Origin of the sequence: Paenibacillus prosopidis (genome assembly GCF_003337375.1) — a bacterium.
GTDB classification, from domain to species: domain Bacteria; phylum Bacillota; class Bacilli; order Paenibacillales; family Paenibacillaceae; genus Pristimantibacillus; species Pristimantibacillus prosopidis.
Genome location: NZ_QPJD01000016.1, coordinates 112,649 through 129,880, shown reverse-complemented (window position 1 = coordinate 129,880; position 17,232 = coordinate 112,649). Strand labels below are relative to the sequence as shown.

The following is a 17,232-nucleotide window of genomic DNA, read 5'->3' as shown; positions in this document are numbered from 1 at the left end:
GATATAGGAGGTTAACACGATGCACAACAAAGCAGAGCGTCTGAGAAAAATAACATCGGTGAAAATAGCGGAGGTCGCGCCTGAGCTTGCGCATCGCGTGCCGCCGGGTCAGACGGTGACGGAACGATTTCCTATTTTGCATGAGGGGGAGGTTCCTCTCTACGATCTAAACAGCTGGTCGCTGCGCGTGTTCGGAGAGGTTGAGCAGGAGCGTACGTTCAGCTTCGAGGAGCTGATGGCGCTGCCGCAATCGAAGACCTTATGCGATATTCACTGCGTAACGCGTTGGTCGAAGCTGGGCACGGAGTGGGAAGGCGTAAAGTTTGCCGATCTGCTGCCATTGCTGGGTGCAAAACCGGAAGCGCGTTATGTGATGATTCATGCGGATGAGGATTACGAGACTAATTTGCCGCTAGAGGATTTACTTCACGAAGATGTGCTGCTTGCGCATCGCTTCGACGGAGAGCCATTGACGGATAAGCACGGATGGCCGCTTAGGCTGCTCGTTCCGCATCTTTATTTTTGGAAGAGCGCGAAGTGGATCAGAGGCATTGAATTTATGAAGGAAGACCGTCCCGGCTTCTGGGAGCGCAACGGGTTTCACAATTATGCGGATCCGTTCAAGGAAGAGCGCTTTAGCAGCGATGAGTTCTTAATGCCCGAGGATGAATGGATGAAGAAGGAGTTTGATTAATTAGATGCTGCCTATTTTGCAAGTTAATCCGGAAGATCTGCCGACATATGCAATCGTATGCGGCGATCCGCGGCGTGCAGAAGTCATTTCCCGTAAGCTGGCCAACGTGCGCGAGCTTGCCTTTGCCCGTGAATACCGGACATTTGTCGGAGAATATGATGGCGTGCAGCTGGCAGTAGTAAGCCATGGCGTTGGTTCCCCTGGTGCAGCGGTATGCTTCGAGGAACTTATTCGCGGCGGAGTGAAAACGCTGATTCGGGTCGGAACAGCCGGCTCTTATTCGGCAGATCACCCTGCGGGGAGCCTGGTCGTGAGTACTGCTGCTGTTCGCGCGGAGGGATTGACGCATCAGCTGGTGCCTGCCGGATTTCCGGCTGTCGCGGACTTTGAAATAACCGAGGCGCTTTATGTCGCGGCGCTTGAAAGCGAAGGCATCGTGAAGAAGGGAATTACCGTTTCGCTTGACGCCTTTTTCACCGGTGTCGTCGAAGTACCGCATCGTCAATTCAAGCAGGCCGGTGCGATTGCGGTGGAGATGGAAATTGCTGCACTGTTTATCATTGCATCGCTGCGCGGCGTGCGTGCAGGAGCTATCTTGGCTATCGACGGTTATGCGGATTCGGACCTTGCCGATGTCTATGATCCGCATACGGACGTCGTTGACCATGCAGTGGAACGGGAAATTAACACGGCCCTTCGCGCTGTGTTCAAGCTTGCATCTGTGTAATCTATGTTGTTGCTAAGCAGGGAGGAAACGAATGTGAGCGGAACGCTGTTTAAGCCGGAGTGGATGGCCGGAGATTTATATCCGCATGTATTTGCCTATTATTTTAAGCAGTGGGCGGATTATTCGATGAGCTTTCATACGCATGATTCAATTGAAATCATGTACGTTATTTCCGGTGGTTGCGGGATCGAGCTTCAGGATACGACGACTGACGCTGTACGGGCAATGACGCTGAAGAAGGGTGAATTTGTCATTCTGGATGCTAATGTGCCGCATCGGCTCATCGTCGACGAGCGCGGTCCCTGCCGCATGCTTAACGTTGAATTTGACTTCAGGGAGCGTATGACGGCGTTTCCTTCTATGCGGCAGCTTGCATTGGAGGACGATTTTGTGGCCAAATTGATCACAGAGCCGTCCTCCTATTTGTTTATGCGTGATCCAAGTGAGCTCTACCAGGTACTCAAAAGTCTTGTGATCGAGCTGGACAGCCGCGGAAAGAGCAACAATGTGAAAACCGAGCTGTTGTTTGCCCAGCTGATCGTAACGATCGCCCGCATATATAGTGACACGATGGCGAAGGGCGTAAATCCGGCAGACTTGTACGTAAAGCAATCGATCGAATACATGCATCATAATTACGATCAAGACATTCAGGTGAAGGATATTGCAGCTGCGGTCAGCCTGCATCCCGGCTATTTGCACCGTTTGTTCCGCGCGCAGCTTGGCAAATCGTTAACCGGTTATTTGACAGAGCTGCGGATGGAGAAAGCGAAAATGCTGCTGCGGGAAACGGATGTCGCCATTGCGGACATTTGTGATTATGTAGGCGTGGGAAGCCGTCAATATTTTCATGCGATGTTCAAAAAGTATACGAATCAGACGCCGATCGCTTACCGCAACTCGTTCAATACCAGCAGTTGGACAGCAGGGGGTTAAACGAGGAAAGTGGAAGTGACGATTTCTGACACTTCCGCGATCAGATAGTCACAATTTTGATAACGCTTCCGATTTATCGTTGCTACAATGTAGAGGAGAGTTAACAATCCTATCAAACGATAATCGGAGGTTGATTGACATGTCTTCTTTTAAAATTACATTTATCGGTGCAGGCTCGATTGGCTTTACACGAGGCTTGCTGCGCGACTTGCTTGCAGTGCCTGAATTCCAAAACATTGAAGTCGCGTTTACAGATATTAATGCTCATAATTTGGAGATGGTGACTGCGCTGTGCCAACGGGACATTCACGAGAACGGCTTGTCCATCGCTATCCAGTCGACAACGGATCGGCGGGAAGCATTGAAGGATGCGAAGTACGTCATTTGTACCATTCGCGTCGGCGGGCTTGAAGCGTTTGCGACCGATGTTGATATTCCGCTCAAATACGGCGTCGACCAGTGCGTAGGCGATACGCTCAGCGCTGGCGGAATTATGTATGGTCAACGAGGCATAGCGGAAATGATGAATATTTGCCGCGACATCCGCGAGGTTGCCGCAGCGGATGCGCTGCTTCTCAACTATGCGAATCCGATGGCGATGATGACTTGGGCGTGCAATAAGTACGGCGGCGTACGGACGATCGGGCTATGTCACGGGGTGCAGGGCGGACATTGGCAAATCGCTGAAGCTTTCGGGCTGAAGCAGGAAGAGGTCGATATTATTTGCGCGGGTATTAACCATCAAACATGGTATATCCAGATCAAGCATAACGGCGAGGACTTAACAGGCAAGCTGCTTGAAGCGTTCGAGAAGCATCCGGATTTCAGCCGCACCGAGAAGGTACGTATCGATATGCTGCGCCGCTTTGGCTACTACAGCACCGAGTCGAACGGACATTTGAGCGAGTATGTGCCTTGGTACCGCAAACGGCCTGAGGAAATTAACGATTGGATCGACTTAAGCTCGTGGATTAACGGAGAAACCGGCGGTTATTTGCGAGTGTGCACAGAGGGGCGCAATTGGTTCGAGACTGATTTTCCAAATTGGATGAAGGACCCGGCGAATGAATTCAAGAGCGAGCTTCGCAGCCATGAGCATGGCTCGTACATCATTGAAGGCTTGGAAACCGGACGCGTGTACCGCGGTCATTTCAATGTGGTGAATAAAGGGGTTATCGCGAATTTACCTGCAGATGCCATCATCGAAGCGCCGGGGTATGTCGATCGTAACGGCATATCGATGCCGACGGTCGGCGACCTGCCGCTCGGAGCAGCAGCCGTGTGCAATGTGAGTATTTCGGTGCAGCGTCTCGCTGTTGAAGCTGCGATCCACGGCGACGATAAGCTGCTGCGGCAAGCGTTCATGATGGATCCATTAGTAGGTGCTGTATGTAATCCCAACGAAATATGGCAAATGGTTGACGAAATGCTGGTGGCGCAGGAGCAGTGGCTGCCGCAATATGCGGATGCAATCACTGCAGCTAAGAAGCGTTTAACGGAAGGCCCGCTGCTCCCTACTCGTGATTATCAAGGCGCTGCCCGCCTGAAGGTGAAGACGGTTGAAGAGATGCAGCAGGACCGCGAGGCGGCTAATAAAAACGCTGGCGAATCGGATAAAGGCAAAGAGCGCGTCTAACGCGCATACTTAAGTTCAATGGCTTCGAGCCTCGCCCCGGGCGGGCTCCAAGCCGGAGGGCCGAATTTTTTCAGGTAAGCCAGCTTGTTCAAATGGTCGGTAACGGGCTGCTCCTCGTCCAATTTGCGGAAAAGCTCCCAGCAGGCGATGACGTCGTTCAAAGCGCGGTGCCCGCCTATGAGCGGGATATCGTATCTGTTGCACATATCCTTAAGCGTATGCGGATAAACATGCCTGGCACGGCTGAGCGTTAACGTGTCGATAAAGCTGTTTTGAAACGACCGGCCCGCGATTCTAAGCAGGGAATGATGCAGGAAGCTTAAATCAAACGAAGCATTGTGGGCAATAAGGATATGATCTCCGAGCATTCTGTTCAAAATGCGGAATGCGGTGTCCTCGTCCATGCCGCCTGCCGTCATGTCATCCGTTATTCCTGTCAGCTCGGTAATTTTCGGTGACAGCTTGCCATCGTAGCGAACTAACGTGCTAAATTCGCTCGCAATTTCTCCGTTGACGCAGCGGATTGCCGCCATTTCAATGACCCGGTCTTTTTTTGGATCGAGTCCGCTCGTTTCAAAATCGATTACCGTATAAGAATGGATATTCATTGTTGATTCACCACTTTTTCTAGTAATAAGAGGCAGTCTCTCATTGCTAGTTATTCTACAAAAATGGCGATAAACCTTTAATTGCGCATTGGAAACGACCCATTTCCGCTCCAGCAGGAGCCGGCTATGGGTCGTTTGCGCTTATATTGAATGGTTGAAACGGTTAGTGGTTGTTGCCGGATGCGTTGCCTTTCTTATCTGACTTTTTCGTTGTCGTATTTTTGGTCGCGTGACCTTGCTGCTTAGCCATGGATTATTCCCTCCTCTCGAAGCGATTGGTTTAGTTTGTGATTTTAAGGGAGCAGGATATACGTAAGTAAGAAAAAGACTTCGTTTCCAGTTTACAAGTCTAGTATAGGCGTCTAATCGAGCGAACAATGGACAAAAACAAAGAATACGATTCCTGGGCAGCTTCATATGCGAGGAGAGAGACATTTTTGAGGAAGAGAGCGCTTTCTTGAGCGGATGCCAATTCGTTTCCATATGATAAAATGAACAAAAAGACAACGTTATCAGTTGATGAACAGCGGGGGATGCTGCAAATGCGGACGGAGACGGGAACGAATTTTACGGCCAGATGGAACATGTTGAAAGGTGCGCCGCTTCCGCCTGAACGACGGCTCGGAAAGGACGCGGTAACCGCGTTAGTTATCCATTTCTGCTTTCAGTTTGGCGCCTCCATGTCGGGATTATTCCTAAACCTGTATTTATGGCGGCTGACAAAAGATTTAACCGTCAACGGCATATACAACATTGTCGTATTTGTACTGACCCCATTTGCTTTCGCAATCGGAGGCTGGATCTCGAAGCGGCGGGACCGGATGGTGACATACAGGCTCGGTATCGTCATGATCGCCATTTTTTACTTCATGGTCATCATCGCACAGGAACAAGTAGCGCAATATTACATATGGTTCGCTATATTCAACGGGATCGCAGCGGGGTTATACTGGACCGGCTACTTGGTTATTCAATATGATGTATCGACAGAAGCGAACCGCATCCGATTCTTGGCAATGAACATGATTGTATTCAATTCGGCGGGGCTCGCTGGGCCTGCGCTTGCAGGTTATATTATCCAGAGGAGCGAAGGGCTGCAGGGTTACATCTTTATTTTCATGCTGGCCTTCATAATGTTTCTCATCGCCGCTCTCATCAGTTTCCGGATTCCTAAAATTGAATCGCATCATAAAGCCTATTATTTGCGATTCATGGGACTCGTCATGCACAAAAACCGCCGCTGGCTGAAGGCGCTGTACAGCTTCTTCGTGTTAGGTTTGTTTCAAGGAATTATGCTGTTCCTTCCTAATATCATGCTGTTTCAAACCGTTGGACGCGAGGATTGGGTCGGTTACTTGGGCGTGTTCTTCTCCTCGCTAACCGTCGCGACAGGATATGTCATTTCGCGGAAGGCGCAGAAGGAGCATGTACGCAAATACGTATTCATGTCGACAACAGGCGTCGCGATTGGATCGGCAATGCTGCTTATTCAAGTGGAGTTTTGGTCCGTCGCCCTGTTTATGATATTATTCTCGATCTGCAATCCGCTTGCGGTGAATACGCTCACCTCTTATTATTACCGGTTAATCGGTACGCTGCCGCTCAAAGGCCAGCTGCGCGTAGAATCGGTCGTTATGCGGGAGCTGTTCCTGAACGCGGGAAGGGTGCTGTCGATTACGCTGCTTATCCTGCTCGCGAGAGATCTGCAATCCGCTTGGATGCCGCTCGTGTTGTTCATGATGGCTGCGCTGCAGTATTTGCTAGTGCTTCTAATTAAGGAGAAGCAATGCGCTGAGGAGGAATAACGAATAAAACTCAGGTTTAATAGGTTTGGTTTAAGGGACTGTCCAAGAAGGATCTGCAAAGATCTGAGGGGCAGCCCTTATTCGTTTGCGCAGGTCTGTCCAATCCATACAATGATTTCACGCATGGTTAGAATCAATCTTTTGGGATTGACGAGTGGAACAAATTCATTTAAAGTATCAATATACCTATAGGGGTATATGTATAAACATTATTGAGAGGGGATTATTATGAGCACTAATCCAGTTCAATTAAGAGGAATGACAGCAGCAGAGCTGACGAAGAAAATTTTCGCTAATGAGCCATTATTTATTTTGGATGTACGTAATGAGAAGGATTTTAACGATTGGAAAATTGAAGGCAATCAGATTCAGGCCATTAATATCCCTTATTTTGAGCTTCTTGACGGCGTGGATAGCGTTCTAGAAAAAATGCCGGGCAATCAGGAAGTATTGGTTGTTTGCTCCAAAGAAGGTTCCTCGAAATTTGTTGCCGAGCAATTGATTGAGCAGAAAAGGTCCGATGTTTCTTACCTTGTGGGAGGAATGAAATCCTGGAGCGAGCATTTGGAGCCTGTAAAAATCGGCGATTTAAAAGATGGAGGCTCCATTTATCAATTCGTGCGTATCGGCAAAGGCTGCCTTTCTTATATGGTGATTTCGGATGGAGAAGCGGCAATTATTGATACGCTTCGTATGACGGAAGTATTTGAGAACTTCGCCAAAGAGAACAATGCGGTTATTAAACATACCCTTGATACGCATCTTCACGCAGATCACATTTCGGGAGGCCGCAGATTAGCTGAGTTAACAGGGGCTTCTTATTGGCTGCCGCCAAAAGACGCGGATGAAGTCGTATTTGATTATCATAAGCTTGAGGAGAATGCGGATATTACCGTTGGCAACACGAAGATCAACATTCAGCCTGTTTATTCGCCGGGTCATACGATCGGCAGCACTTCGTTAATCGTTGACGATAAATATTTACTATCGGGGGATATCTTATTTATTCAATCGATTGGTCGTCCTGATTTGGCTGGAAAAGCCGAAGATTGGGTGGGTGATCTACGAAACACATTGTACAGCCGATATAAACAATTATCAGAGGATCTGATCGTACTTCCTGCACACTTTGGTAAATCGACCGAGTTAGGTGGAGGAGGAAAGGTAGCAGCACGTTTGGGTGACTTGTATCGCGAAAACTTTGGATTAAACATTCAAGATGATACAGAGTTTAGAAAAACAGTAACGGAGAATTTGCCGTCTCAACCCAATGCCTATCAAGAAATAAGACAAACCAATATGGGGAAAATCACCCCTTCGAATGAAGAACAACGTGAGATGGAGATTGGTCCTAATCGTTGTGCCGTTCACGATAATTAAATAACATTTTTAGGAGGAATGAATAAATGAGTGAGAGCAAGGAAAAATCAACGATCGTTTTATTTAGCGGTGATTTAGATAAAGCGATTGCTGCTTTTATTATTGCCAACGGTGCTGCGGCCTATGATCATGAAGTAACTATTTTCTTTACTTTTTGGGGTTTAAATACGCTGCGTAAAGATCAGGATGTTGCTAACGAAAAAGGTTGGTTAGAAAAGGCATTCGGGCGTATGATGCCCCGTGGCGCTGACAAGCTGGGCCTCTCCAGAATGAACTTTGGAGGCTTGGGTCCCAAAATGATAAAGCATGTAATGAAAAAGCATAATGCACTCTCATTACCACAGCTGATAGAATTGGCACGCGAGCAAGGCGTCAGAATGGTTGCCTGCACAATGACGATGGATCTGTTAGGGCTTCAGCAGGAAGAATTACTTGATGGTCTTGAATATGCCGGCGTCGCTGCCTATTTAGGGGATGCAGCAGATGCAAGGGTGAACTTGTTTATTTGACGGGTGATGGAGCAGTAATAAATAAAATTTTTTAGCCTTTTTATATACCCATACGGGTAATGGTAAATAAGTTTCGCTTGAAACGGACTTCAACTTAGAGAGGAGAAAGTCATGGATTATGGATGGATCATCCTGTTACTCGCTATTGGATTCGTTGGGTCATTAATCTCTGGTATGGTTGGTATTGGCGGCTCCATAATCAAATATCCTATGCTTCTATATATCCCGCCATTCTTGGGCTTCACCGCATTTACCGCTCAGGAGGTATCGGCGATCAGTGCGGTTCAAGTTTTTTTTGCGACACTTGCAGGTATGTTTGCCTTCCGTAAAGGAGGCTACATCAATAAATCTCTCGTTGTCATCATGGGGTCAACTATTGTATTAGGAAGCTTTATTGGGGGGTATGGCTCCAAATTTTTATCCGACTCCTTCATTAACACCACCTATGCAGTTCTGGCGCTTATCGCAGCGTTTATGATGTTTCTCCCGAAAAAAGGAAAGGAGGATATGGACTATGCCAAGCTGACGTTCAATAAACCGCTCGCCGCTTTCTTCGCGGCTATCATTGGGATCGTTTCGGGAATCGTCGGTGCAGCAGGCGCTTTTATTACAGTACCTGTTATGCTGGTTATTCTGAAAATACCGACACGTGTAGCCATAGCTTCTTCTTTAGCCGTTACATTTGTCTCCTCCATTGGCTCGACTGCAGGGAAGCTGATGGGAGGACATATGCTCCTTGTCCCGTCGATTGTTATGGTTATAGCAAGTACCATCGCTGCTCCCGTAGGGGCTAAAATCAGTAAGAATTTAAAGGCTAAGCTGCTGCAATGGATTTTAGCTGCTCTAATTGTATCCACCGTCGTCAAAATTTGGCTGGATATCTTGACTTAATAAGAAATGAGGAGGTTATGCGCTTTATGTCAACCGTAAAAGTCGATCGTTTCTTGGAATGCGAAGGACTGGCGTGTCCGCTGCCGGTAGTTCGCACCAAGAAGACCATGGACGAAATGAATGCAGGAGAGGTGCTGGAGATAAGCGCTACGGATAAAGGCTCCGTTGCCGACCTCCAAGGATGGGCTAAACGCACCGGTCATCAGTATGTTGGTTTGAGAGAAGTAAAGGGCGTGTATCGTCATTTCATCCGAAAAGCGGATGCGTCGGAAATAAAAAAAGAGATTCAATACCCGCATGCCATTACCAATGAGGAAATTCAAAGAAAGCTGGAGGCTGGAGAAAATCTCAACATTCTTGATGTCCGCGAACCGGCGGAATATGCTTTCGGACGAATTCCCGGCGCTATATCGATGCCTTTCGGGGAGCTGGAGGGACGGATTGGCGAGCTTTCGAAGGACCAAGAATATATTGTCGTTTGCCGAACGGGCAACCGGAGTGACATGGCATGCCAATTATTATCTGAAAAGGGATTCAAAAAAGTGAAAAATACGAAGCCGGGCATGTCTGAATGGTTGGGTTCCATTGAAAAAGAAGACTACTAGTTGATTAATAAAAAATGGAGGATGAGTATATAAAATGGCTGATCTTATTGTTGACGCAAAAGGACTTGCTTGTCCGATGCCGATTGTTAAAGCGAAGAAAGGAATGGATTCCTTACAAACGGGGCAGCTTATGAAGCTGCAAACAACAGACAAAGGCTCGATGAAGGATTTTCAAGCATGGGTGAATCAATCGAAGCATGAGCTTGTGGAATCTCATGAAGTGAATGGTGTGTTTACCTTTATCGTAAAAAAAGGTTGATTGATGATACGATGCCATTAAGAGAAGCTGTCACTAAAAGTGACAGCTTCTTTCAATAAAACTCTATCCGCATTGCCTCAATACTCGGCAGGGTATATAATTCATTTATACTCCACAGGGTATGCAGAACGTGGAAACTACAATATGAAATACCGAATGGAAAGGAAGCGTGTAAGGATGAAGTATGATGATGATGTTAAGAAACGTCTGAAACGGATTGAAGGACAAGCTCGTGGAGTTCTGAACATGATGGAAGAGGAGAAACATTGCAAGGATGTGGTGAGTCAGCTGTCCGCCATTCGTAGCGCAGCAGATAAGGCCATTGCTTATATTGTAGCGGTAAACTTGGAAAAGTGCATTCTAGAAGAAATAGAGGCGGGCAAAGATACCGGAAAAGTGGTCAAAGAAGCTATGGAATTATTAATAAAAAGCCGTTAATACGTAGGGAGCGAAAGTTTTTTCGATATTGTTGGATACGTTTACATTGAATTGGAGCGGGGTATGATGAAAAAGAGAATAGTCGTGACCGGCGGAAGCGGAAAAGCCGGCAAATGGATTGTGAAAGAGTTGGTCGAGCAAGGGTATGAGGTATTGAATTTGGATTGGAAGCTGCCAGAAGTACCCCTATGCCAGACACAGATTCTGGACTTGAACGATTTAGGTCAGATTCACAATGCCTTATCGCAATATAATGTTAGGGATAGGCAGCCTGTGGAAGCGGTAATTCACTTCGCCGCGATACCTCAAGCGTTTATTTATCCCAATGACGTGACGTTTCGCAATAATGTAATGAATACCTATAACATCTTGGAGGCTGCCGCTAATCTCGATATCCGCAAGGTGGTGCTCGCATCAAGCGAATCATCATACGGCATTGTGTTTGCAAGTCAGTTTTTCGCGCCGAATTTCCTGCCGATTGATGAAAGCCATCCACAATTGTCCGAGGATAGCTATGGATTATCCAAGATGGTTAATGAAATTACAGGGGAAGCTTTCCATCGAAGAACAGGTATGCAGGTCATTTCCTTCCGTTTGGCAAATATCCTGGAACCGGAAGATTATCCAAGAGTAAAACAGACCTTTGCTGATCCGGAAGAACGAATTCGCATTCTATGGAGCTATATCGATGTCAGGGATATGGCGGCTGCCTGCCGATTGGCTATGGAGAAAGATGGGCTCGGCGCACAATCGCTTATTTTGGCGGCCGACGATACTTCATCCGATCTTTCCAGTGAAGAGCTCATCCGAAGGTTTATGCCTGAGCTTGCTGAATACGCCCAACACTTGCCTGGACGAGCCAGCTTTCTGTCGAATATTAAGATCAAGGAAGTGCTCGGCTGGAAACAGCAGCATTACTTCATGGAACAATAAGGCGTATAAAATACGAATGTAATAAGCCAATTCAGATTAGCCTTCGGCGGTCTGATTGGCTTATTTTTATTCGATTTCGTCAAGCGCTCATGACCTCATTCTCTTCTCATCTCTTCTTTCTCTATGGTTAGAATCGTGCGTACGAGGTAGTTCCCGTATAATTTTCATCCTAGTGATTCATCCTAATCAAGTGAATTTTCAAAAATTTGGAGGATTCTTAGGATGAACATTATGAAGCTACTCGTTAAATACCTTTATGTTACCGGGATTTATATCTTGATGATATTGGTAGGTTGTACAAGCAACGAGCCGGTTAACTATCAACAGCTTATTGTGACACCGAATTGGACGAAAGAGCAGGATTTTCGCAAGGGTACTGAAAATGCAGGTTTGCGCACCTTGGTGTTGGATAACGATCATTTACCCAAGACGTTTGCGTTTCATCCGGAGATAGCGGAAAGCATATTAGCTCAGCATCCAGGAATCCAGTCCGCTTATGTATTATTGACCGAGGCAAACGGTTATCTGACTGTTATCCCAGATGGGCACAACCCCAATTCAAAAGCTTCGCAGGGGATACTGAATCATCGTGTAAATAAAAAAACCGCTGACAATTTTCTCGAGGAACCTGAAATGATTAACCAAGTTGATTGGATTAGTCAAAGCGGGAATTTACCTACAAGATCGCTTGAGGCGATCGGCCGGGATGCGGCAAAATATATGCCTGCTCATATTAAAAGGATCTATATTAGTGCAAATCCTAACTTTTTCAATTACCTGCGTTTTTATGCCAATGAAGAGCAGGTGCGTGGAGATTTAAGTATGTATTTGAATCAGTTCAATATGATTGTGGGCAGAGTGTTCCCTGGTTAAATCTGTTGAACACCTGCATCTACAGTTCATGACGTTTCCGGCTATGGAGTATGAACACTCTGGAGGGCCTGAGTTGGAGGTATGTCCCTTGGGGGATACAATGTCGCAAAGTGCGAGGTGAATAACTTCACATTGGTGGTAACATTACACGAACATTGATTCAGATTGCAGAGCAATCACTTGGCGCAGGAGCAAGAAGATTCTAAATAAGGATCTTGCCGCCGATTTCTTACGCTAAGGGATGCGCGGCAAAGTATCGGTAAAAAAAGGTTTCGTGGGAAAGATCCGCGGGACCTTTTTTTGTGTTCAGGTTTAAATCCAGAAAGCTATCATAGGGCTTGTTGCTTTTTTGGGGGTCCGAATGAAGCCTTGCGCTGATTTTGCGCCATATCGGATTATTAGGGGCGAGAATGCAAACTGGGTGAAGTTTCGTGATTAAAGACCTAACGGCAACCGCGAGTACTCTTCCGTTTAGTTGGGAACCCTACGGAAACAAACATTTTGCAACCCTCTAAGGGAGGTTTATTTGAATGAGAATATGGTTTGTTTTCATGTTTATCCTTGGATCAAGTATAGGCTATGCGTTCCTTGTTGAAAAAATATTAGGGCTTCGGCTTTCCAAAACGATAAAAAATTTGTATCCTCCTTTTACCATTACGACGAGTTCTGAGTATGTCACAATGGCTGTATTATTTTCATTTATGATAATCCCTCAGTTGTATTCTTTTATAAAAAAAACGATAAATAACCACAAAAAGCAGTAGCCCTCAACTTTTTTTGAACAATCGTTTCCGAATCAGATGAACGATCACCAGAAAGATAGGAAGATACATTCCATATATCGGGATTAGAATGCTAGTAATCACTTCTTTCCCCATTGCGAGGAATTGCGCCCAGTTGCTTGCTAACATAATCGAGGCTACAAGAATGGTAATTCCTACGGGCAAAGCCATCTTTCGTATCTCCATATGGAACATATCTGCAGCAACACTCATTGCAGCATACATATGAATCGCGCACTTAAAGAATGCGCCGATAATTAGAGCGAGAATAACGAAAGCATCCATCCGTTGCACAAAGTCAGCAATATTAACCCGCGTGATCATCAAAAACAGCGGGAACGTCGATCTCGCGTAAATATCGGGTCCGAGCACGCAAATCTCGATGGCATGGGAAAAGCTTAAGATGAGACCGCTTGCGATGAGCGCGAATATCCCTGTTTTTCTACCGGTAACAGATTTTTTCAAATAAGGCAGAATCGTTGCAATCGAAATGGTCTCACCGAAAGGGAACATCGTAATTCTAGGGAAAGCAGCTTGAAATACCGGTTTCCATCCTTTACTTAGCAGCGGAAATAAATTTTTTATTTCAATGATGTTCGAAAATAATATGAAAATAAAGCCTAATAAACCTAAAAACAAGAAGATCAAAAAGTATATTTCAGCTACTCTCGCAATGACTTCTACACCCTTGCTCAGTACATAAATAACGGCCACAATCATTAAGGCGCTAATGACGATCAGGGGGGTCATGTCATAGGAAGCAGTGACGAGCAGCTCAGAGGTTTCCCGTAAAACTCTCGCATCATTATGGATAAGGAACAGGAGAAGAGACAGATTCACGACCCAACCGATCGGCTTTCCAAGAATGGCTTTGATATAACCGCTAAGGGGTAAATTGGGATATTCACGGTACAAATAGTCGTAAATCAGATATAAACCGATGCCGAATACTAAAGCGATAAGAATGGCCATCCATACGGATTGTACGGAGGCAAACCCGACGGGCAGCACGATAGCTGTGCCGATTTCAAACAGAAAGATCATGGCAAATAATTGATTTGCATTAATTCTGGCTTTTTCCATTTGCGATGCACACCATCCTTTACTGTCGTTTCTCTTTTTGTTTTTGCTCTGACATATAAGGCTTCAGTCGCATGCCCGCGCGGCGTATGTACGCGTCTACCTTAACATCTACCTTACTTGTAGCGAATATCCCGCTCCAATCCGTTTTTATTTTCTCCCATAGCTTGGGGTCGGCCCGTTTCACAGCATCGCCAAAGCCCAAAAAATCGCTTTTCTCCTTTTGGGCTGCCTTTACAGCCGACATGACCTCACTCTTGGTCTTTATTTCCCAATCTTTCTCTAGATCGCCTATAACAGTCACATTACTTAGATCGATTGGACATTGAACCTCACTCAGATTTCCTTCCTCCTTTATATGGATATGGAAGAGCGGTTCCCCATTTTTTACTTCCACATGAAGTTCTGTCGAAGAGCGAATAATCTCTACTCCTATGGAATTTTTTTTCTTTTTACAATCAAGTTCAACAATAGTGGATTTCATTTTATTGAGAATCCATGTCGTTCCACGCGCTTCGCCATTATCAAGCCAGCCTTTCAATTTTCCATTTTTGAAAATTGCCATACCTTGAATAATGACCTCGGCTGCCGAACGAGTCTTTTCCACATTTGATTTTTCCATTCCTTTGTCCGGATCGCCGGTAAGTTTAACGCCGTTGATGATCGGTTCGCCTTCGTTTACCAAGCCTCTAAGCACATCATAAATCTCGATTCCAAAATTTTCAGATAAAAGGGTGGAAGACATTTTTATTTTACCGGAAACGGAATTTGCCGGGATTTTCTCCAATGAGGTAAGCGTGCTGATAATCGGTTTGGCTTCGCTTCCTCTAGCGACCAATACCAAGGTGGTAAGACGTGGTTCCTTAGACCGTTCAAAAAAATCAAATAGGTCTTGAATGCCTTGTTTCGCTAATTCCTCTCCGATCACCACCAGCTGTAAATGCGCAAAAAATAGCTGCCTCGAAACCCTCTTGGATGCATTTCGAATAGCACTAAACAACGTATTTCCTTTTCCTGTATATATTACTACAGGCGTAGTTGTCCCCCCGCCTCCGGTAATGCCTGTTGCAACAGATCCTGGAATAACGACTTGAAAGGAAACCTTATATTCATTTGTTTTGGGAGACCTATCGATACCCATTGCTAAAACAAAGGCTAATTTTGTTAATTCCCGACCATTCCAGCAACCGGTTAGCGATATCATTATTCCTAAAATCAAAAGGTATAACATTACCCGCTTAGCTTTCATATAGAATCACCTCACTTACTTTTCTTCTGGTCCAGGTGTGGGTGCCAAATGATTTTTCATTCGTTTGTTATTTTTTTTGCCAGTTAAATGGGGGCGTGTCAAACGCGCCCACAAGGGGAAATGGAGAATAGCATCGTCTTGGTCCGGTAGATTAAACGGTGCAAAGGGAGCCATATAGGGAACCCCAAAAGAACGTAAGCTGCACAAGTGACCGATGATCATAATCATGATGATCGCAATTCCATAGAAACCTGTCGAGGCAGCAAAGACCATGATTAGAAACCGGAGCAAACGAACGGAAATCGCCAAATTGAAAACCGGGACAGCAAAACTGGCGATACCTGTAATTGCGACTACGATAACCATCGCAGCAGATATGATCCCTGCTTGCACGGCGGCTTGTCCGAGAACTAACGCACCGACAATGGAAACCGCTTGACCAATCGCACGCGGCATTCGAACGCCGGCTTCGCGTAATATTTCAAACGTAATTTCCATCATAACCGCCTCCACGAAGGCGGGAAAAGGAACTCCATCCCTTTGCGCCGCCAAGCTGATCAGAAGGGCCGTCGGGATCATTTCCTGGTGAAAGGTAATGGCCGCTATATAGATAGAGGGGCCTAGCAGCGATATGAAAAAAGCTAAGTACCTTAATAATCGAATTGCAAAACCTATATCAAAGCGCTGATAATAATCCTCAACCGATTGGAAATATGAGAAAAAGGTTGTTGGTGCTACGAGAACAAACGGAGTACCGTCAATAAAAATAGCAACCCGGCCTTCTAATAAGTTACCCGCCACGGAATCCGGACGCTCCGTATTCAACATGGTGGGAAACGGGGTGAAGGTTTCATCCTGTATCAAATCCTCGATATATCCTGACTCCAAAATCGCATCAATTTCTATAGCTTGGAGCCGATCCTTCACTTCCTTCACTAGCTTATCGTTAACGATTCCTTTGATATACATGATCCCGATATCGGTTTGGGTTACATCGCCGATTTTCATGTGCTCCAACCATAAATTCGGGCTTTTAATCCGGCGACGAACGAGAGATATATTCGTGCTGATGGATTCCGTAAAACCATCCTTAGGTCCGCGGATAACCACTTGTGAGGATGACTCTGTGATGGACCGGAATTCTCCACCTCTCGTGCTGCCACTAATTCCTTGGGCCCAGCCGTCAATAAGGATAACGGTGTCCCCAGAAAAAACGGACATGATGAGTTCATTCCAGCTCGTCACAACTTGTACTTCTCGAATAGTTCTCGCATTGTCTTTAATAAAATCAAAGACCGATTTATCCGCTTCTATATTATTGTGTGATTCTTGGGCGGTATTGATCATTAACGATCCCAAAATAAACTCGTCGACTAGCTTATTGTCGATCAAAGTGTCAACAAAAACAGCAGCCGCCTGAGCTTGGAAGCTTCCAAGCTCAAAGTGGCGAATGATCAGATCGGAGCTATTCCCGAGTTCGCTCTTGATTTTATCCAGATTGGCATTCAAATCAGAGTAAAGGGGGATGTTTCCTGATTTTCTCAAGTCGGTGTTTTCATTTTGGTCATGCGATTGCTTTTTATTTTTCTTTGATTCGTTCCGAAAGAAGCTCATAGGATAACCCCCAAAAGGTATACCCATACTTTTCCTCATTTGCTTTTTTTTATTCATGGAATAAAGAACATGACTTATGCAATTCATGAGGCTAACTGGTAATTGTGAGAATCTATGATTGAATATACAGGCCGCCAAGTCATGCCTATGCGGATGCAGACATAAGATTCGCTATTTGTGTGAAATAGACCAAATAGATAAACTGTGCGGACA

General features: G+C 45.8%; 18 protein-coding genes. 14 read left to right on the top strand and 4 right to left on the bottom strand.

Going from position 1 to position 17,232, the window contains the following annotated elements:
- The first annotated feature begins 19 nt into the window (after positions 1–19).
- The 4 genes from DFP97_RS23000 (at position 20) to melA (ending at position 3,993) form a co-directional block, all read left to right on the top strand.
- On the top strand, positions 20–694 hold the full coding sequence (locus tag DFP97_RS23000) for a sulfite oxidase-like oxidoreductase (RefSeq protein WP_114382732.1): 675 nt from the start codon (positions 20–22) through the stop codon (positions 692–694).
- 4 nt (positions 695–698) lie between these two features.
- Positions 699–1,421 carry a nucleoside phosphorylase gene (locus DFP97_RS22995; RefSeq protein WP_114382730.1) on the top strand — a complete coding sequence of 241 codons (723 nt, stop codon included), beginning with the start codon at positions 699–701 and terminating at the stop codon, positions 1,419–1,421.
- A gap of 33 nt (positions 1,422–1,454) precedes the next feature.
- Positions 1,455–2,357 carry an AraC family transcriptional regulator gene (locus tag DFP97_RS22990; RefSeq protein WP_114382728.1) on the top strand — a complete coding sequence of 301 codons (903 nt, stop codon included), beginning with the start codon at positions 1,455–1,457 and terminating at the stop codon, positions 2,355–2,357.
- A 139-nt stretch (positions 2,358–2,496) separates the two neighbouring features.
- Positions 2,497–3,993, top strand: coding sequence for an alpha-glucosidase/alpha-galactosidase (melA, locus tag DFP97_RS22985; protein ID WP_114382726.1), 1,497 nt, complete (start codon positions 2,497–2,499; stop codon positions 3,991–3,993).
- Here melA and DFP97_RS22980 read toward each other — a convergent pair.
- Positions 3,990–4,601 (bottom strand): 3'-5' exonuclease, encoded by a 612-nt coding sequence (locus DFP97_RS22980; RefSeq protein ID WP_114382724.1) that lies wholly within the window; start codon positions 4,599–4,601, stop codon positions 3,990–3,992. The two genes, melA and DFP97_RS22980, sit on opposite strands and share 4 nt — an antisense overlap.
- Before the next feature lie 542 nt (positions 4,602–5,143).
- Here DFP97_RS22980 and DFP97_RS22975 point away from each other — a divergent pair.
- The 10 genes from DFP97_RS22975 (at position 5,144) to DFP97_RS32430 (ending at position 13,058) form a co-directional block, all read left to right on the top strand.
- Positions 5,144–6,406, top strand: a complete 1,263-nt coding sequence (locus tag DFP97_RS22975; RefSeq protein ID WP_245976554.1) for an MFS transporter — start codon at positions 5,144–5,146, stop codon at positions 6,404–6,406.
- 228 nt (positions 6,407–6,634) lie between these two features.
- On the top strand, positions 6,635–7,786 hold the full coding sequence (locus DFP97_RS22970) for an MBL fold metallo-hydrolase (protein ID WP_114382722.1): 1,152 nt from the start codon (positions 6,635–6,637) through the stop codon (positions 7,784–7,786).
- 26 nt (positions 7,787–7,812) lie between these two features.
- Positions 7,813–8,295 (top strand): DsrE/DsrF/DrsH-like family protein, encoded by a 483-nt coding sequence (locus tag DFP97_RS22965; protein ID WP_114382720.1) that lies wholly within the window; start codon positions 7,813–7,815, stop codon positions 8,293–8,295.
- A gap of 111 nt (positions 8,296–8,406) precedes the next feature.
- Entirely contained in the window at positions 8,407–9,186 is a 780-nt protein-coding gene (locus DFP97_RS22960) for a sulfite exporter TauE/SafE family protein (protein ID WP_114382718.1), read from the top strand.
- A 17-nt stretch (positions 9,187–9,203) separates the two neighbouring features.
- Positions 9,204–9,791: a sulfurtransferase TusA family protein gene (locus DFP97_RS22955; protein ID WP_114382716.1), complete on the top strand. Its 588-nt coding sequence runs from the start codon at positions 9,204–9,206 to the stop codon at positions 9,789–9,791.
- A 34-nt stretch (positions 9,792–9,825) separates the two neighbouring features.
- The gene (locus DFP97_RS22950) at positions 9,826–10,050 is read left to right on the top strand and encodes a sulfurtransferase TusA family protein (protein WP_114382714.1); all 225 of its coding nucleotides are present in this window, start codon (positions 9,826–9,828) and stop codon (positions 10,048–10,050) included.
- A 177-nt stretch (positions 10,051–10,227) separates the two neighbouring features.
- Positions 10,228–10,488 (top strand): metal-sensitive transcriptional regulator, encoded by a 261-nt coding sequence (locus DFP97_RS22945; protein WP_114382713.1) that lies wholly within the window; start codon positions 10,228–10,230, stop codon positions 10,486–10,488.
- Between the two features lie 63 nt (positions 10,489–10,551).
- The gene (locus tag DFP97_RS22940; RefSeq protein WP_245976552.1) at positions 10,552–11,421 is read left to right on the top strand and encodes an NAD-dependent epimerase/dehydratase family protein; all 870 of its coding nucleotides are present in this window, start codon (positions 10,552–10,554) and stop codon (positions 11,419–11,421) included.
- Positions 11,422–11,643: 222 nt separating this feature from the next.
- Entirely contained in the window at positions 11,644–12,294 is a 651-nt protein-coding gene (locus DFP97_RS22935; protein WP_114382709.1) for a hypothetical protein, read from the top strand.
- A 530-nt stretch (positions 12,295–12,824) separates the two neighbouring features.
- The gene (locus DFP97_RS32430; protein WP_114382707.1) at positions 12,825–13,058 is read left to right on the top strand and encodes a YczF family membrane protein; all 234 of its coding nucleotides are present in this window, start codon (positions 12,825–12,827) and stop codon (positions 13,056–13,058) included.
- A gap of 3 nt (positions 13,059–13,061) precedes the next feature.
- Here the strand turns inward: DFP97_RS32430 and DFP97_RS22925 are convergent, their stop codons facing one another.
- From DFP97_RS22925 to DFP97_RS22915, 3 genes are read right to left on the bottom strand one after another with little or no spacing between them, the layout of a single operon-like run.
- On the bottom strand, positions 13,062–14,159 hold the full coding sequence (locus DFP97_RS22925) for a GerAB/ArcD/ProY family transporter (RefSeq protein WP_114382705.1): 1,098 nt from the start codon (positions 14,157–14,159) through the stop codon (positions 13,062–13,064).
- A 19-nt stretch (positions 14,160–14,178) separates the two neighbouring features.
- A complete protein-coding gene (locus DFP97_RS22920) occupies positions 14,179–15,405 on the bottom strand; it encodes a Ger(x)C family spore germination protein (protein ID WP_114382703.1) in 1,227 nt (408 codons plus the stop codon).
- Positions 15,406–15,420: 15 nt separating this feature from the next.
- Entirely contained in the window at positions 15,421–17,019 is a 1,599-nt protein-coding gene (locus DFP97_RS22915; protein ID WP_114382701.1) for a spore germination protein, read from the bottom strand.
- Positions 17,020–17,232 lie beyond the last annotated feature (213 nt).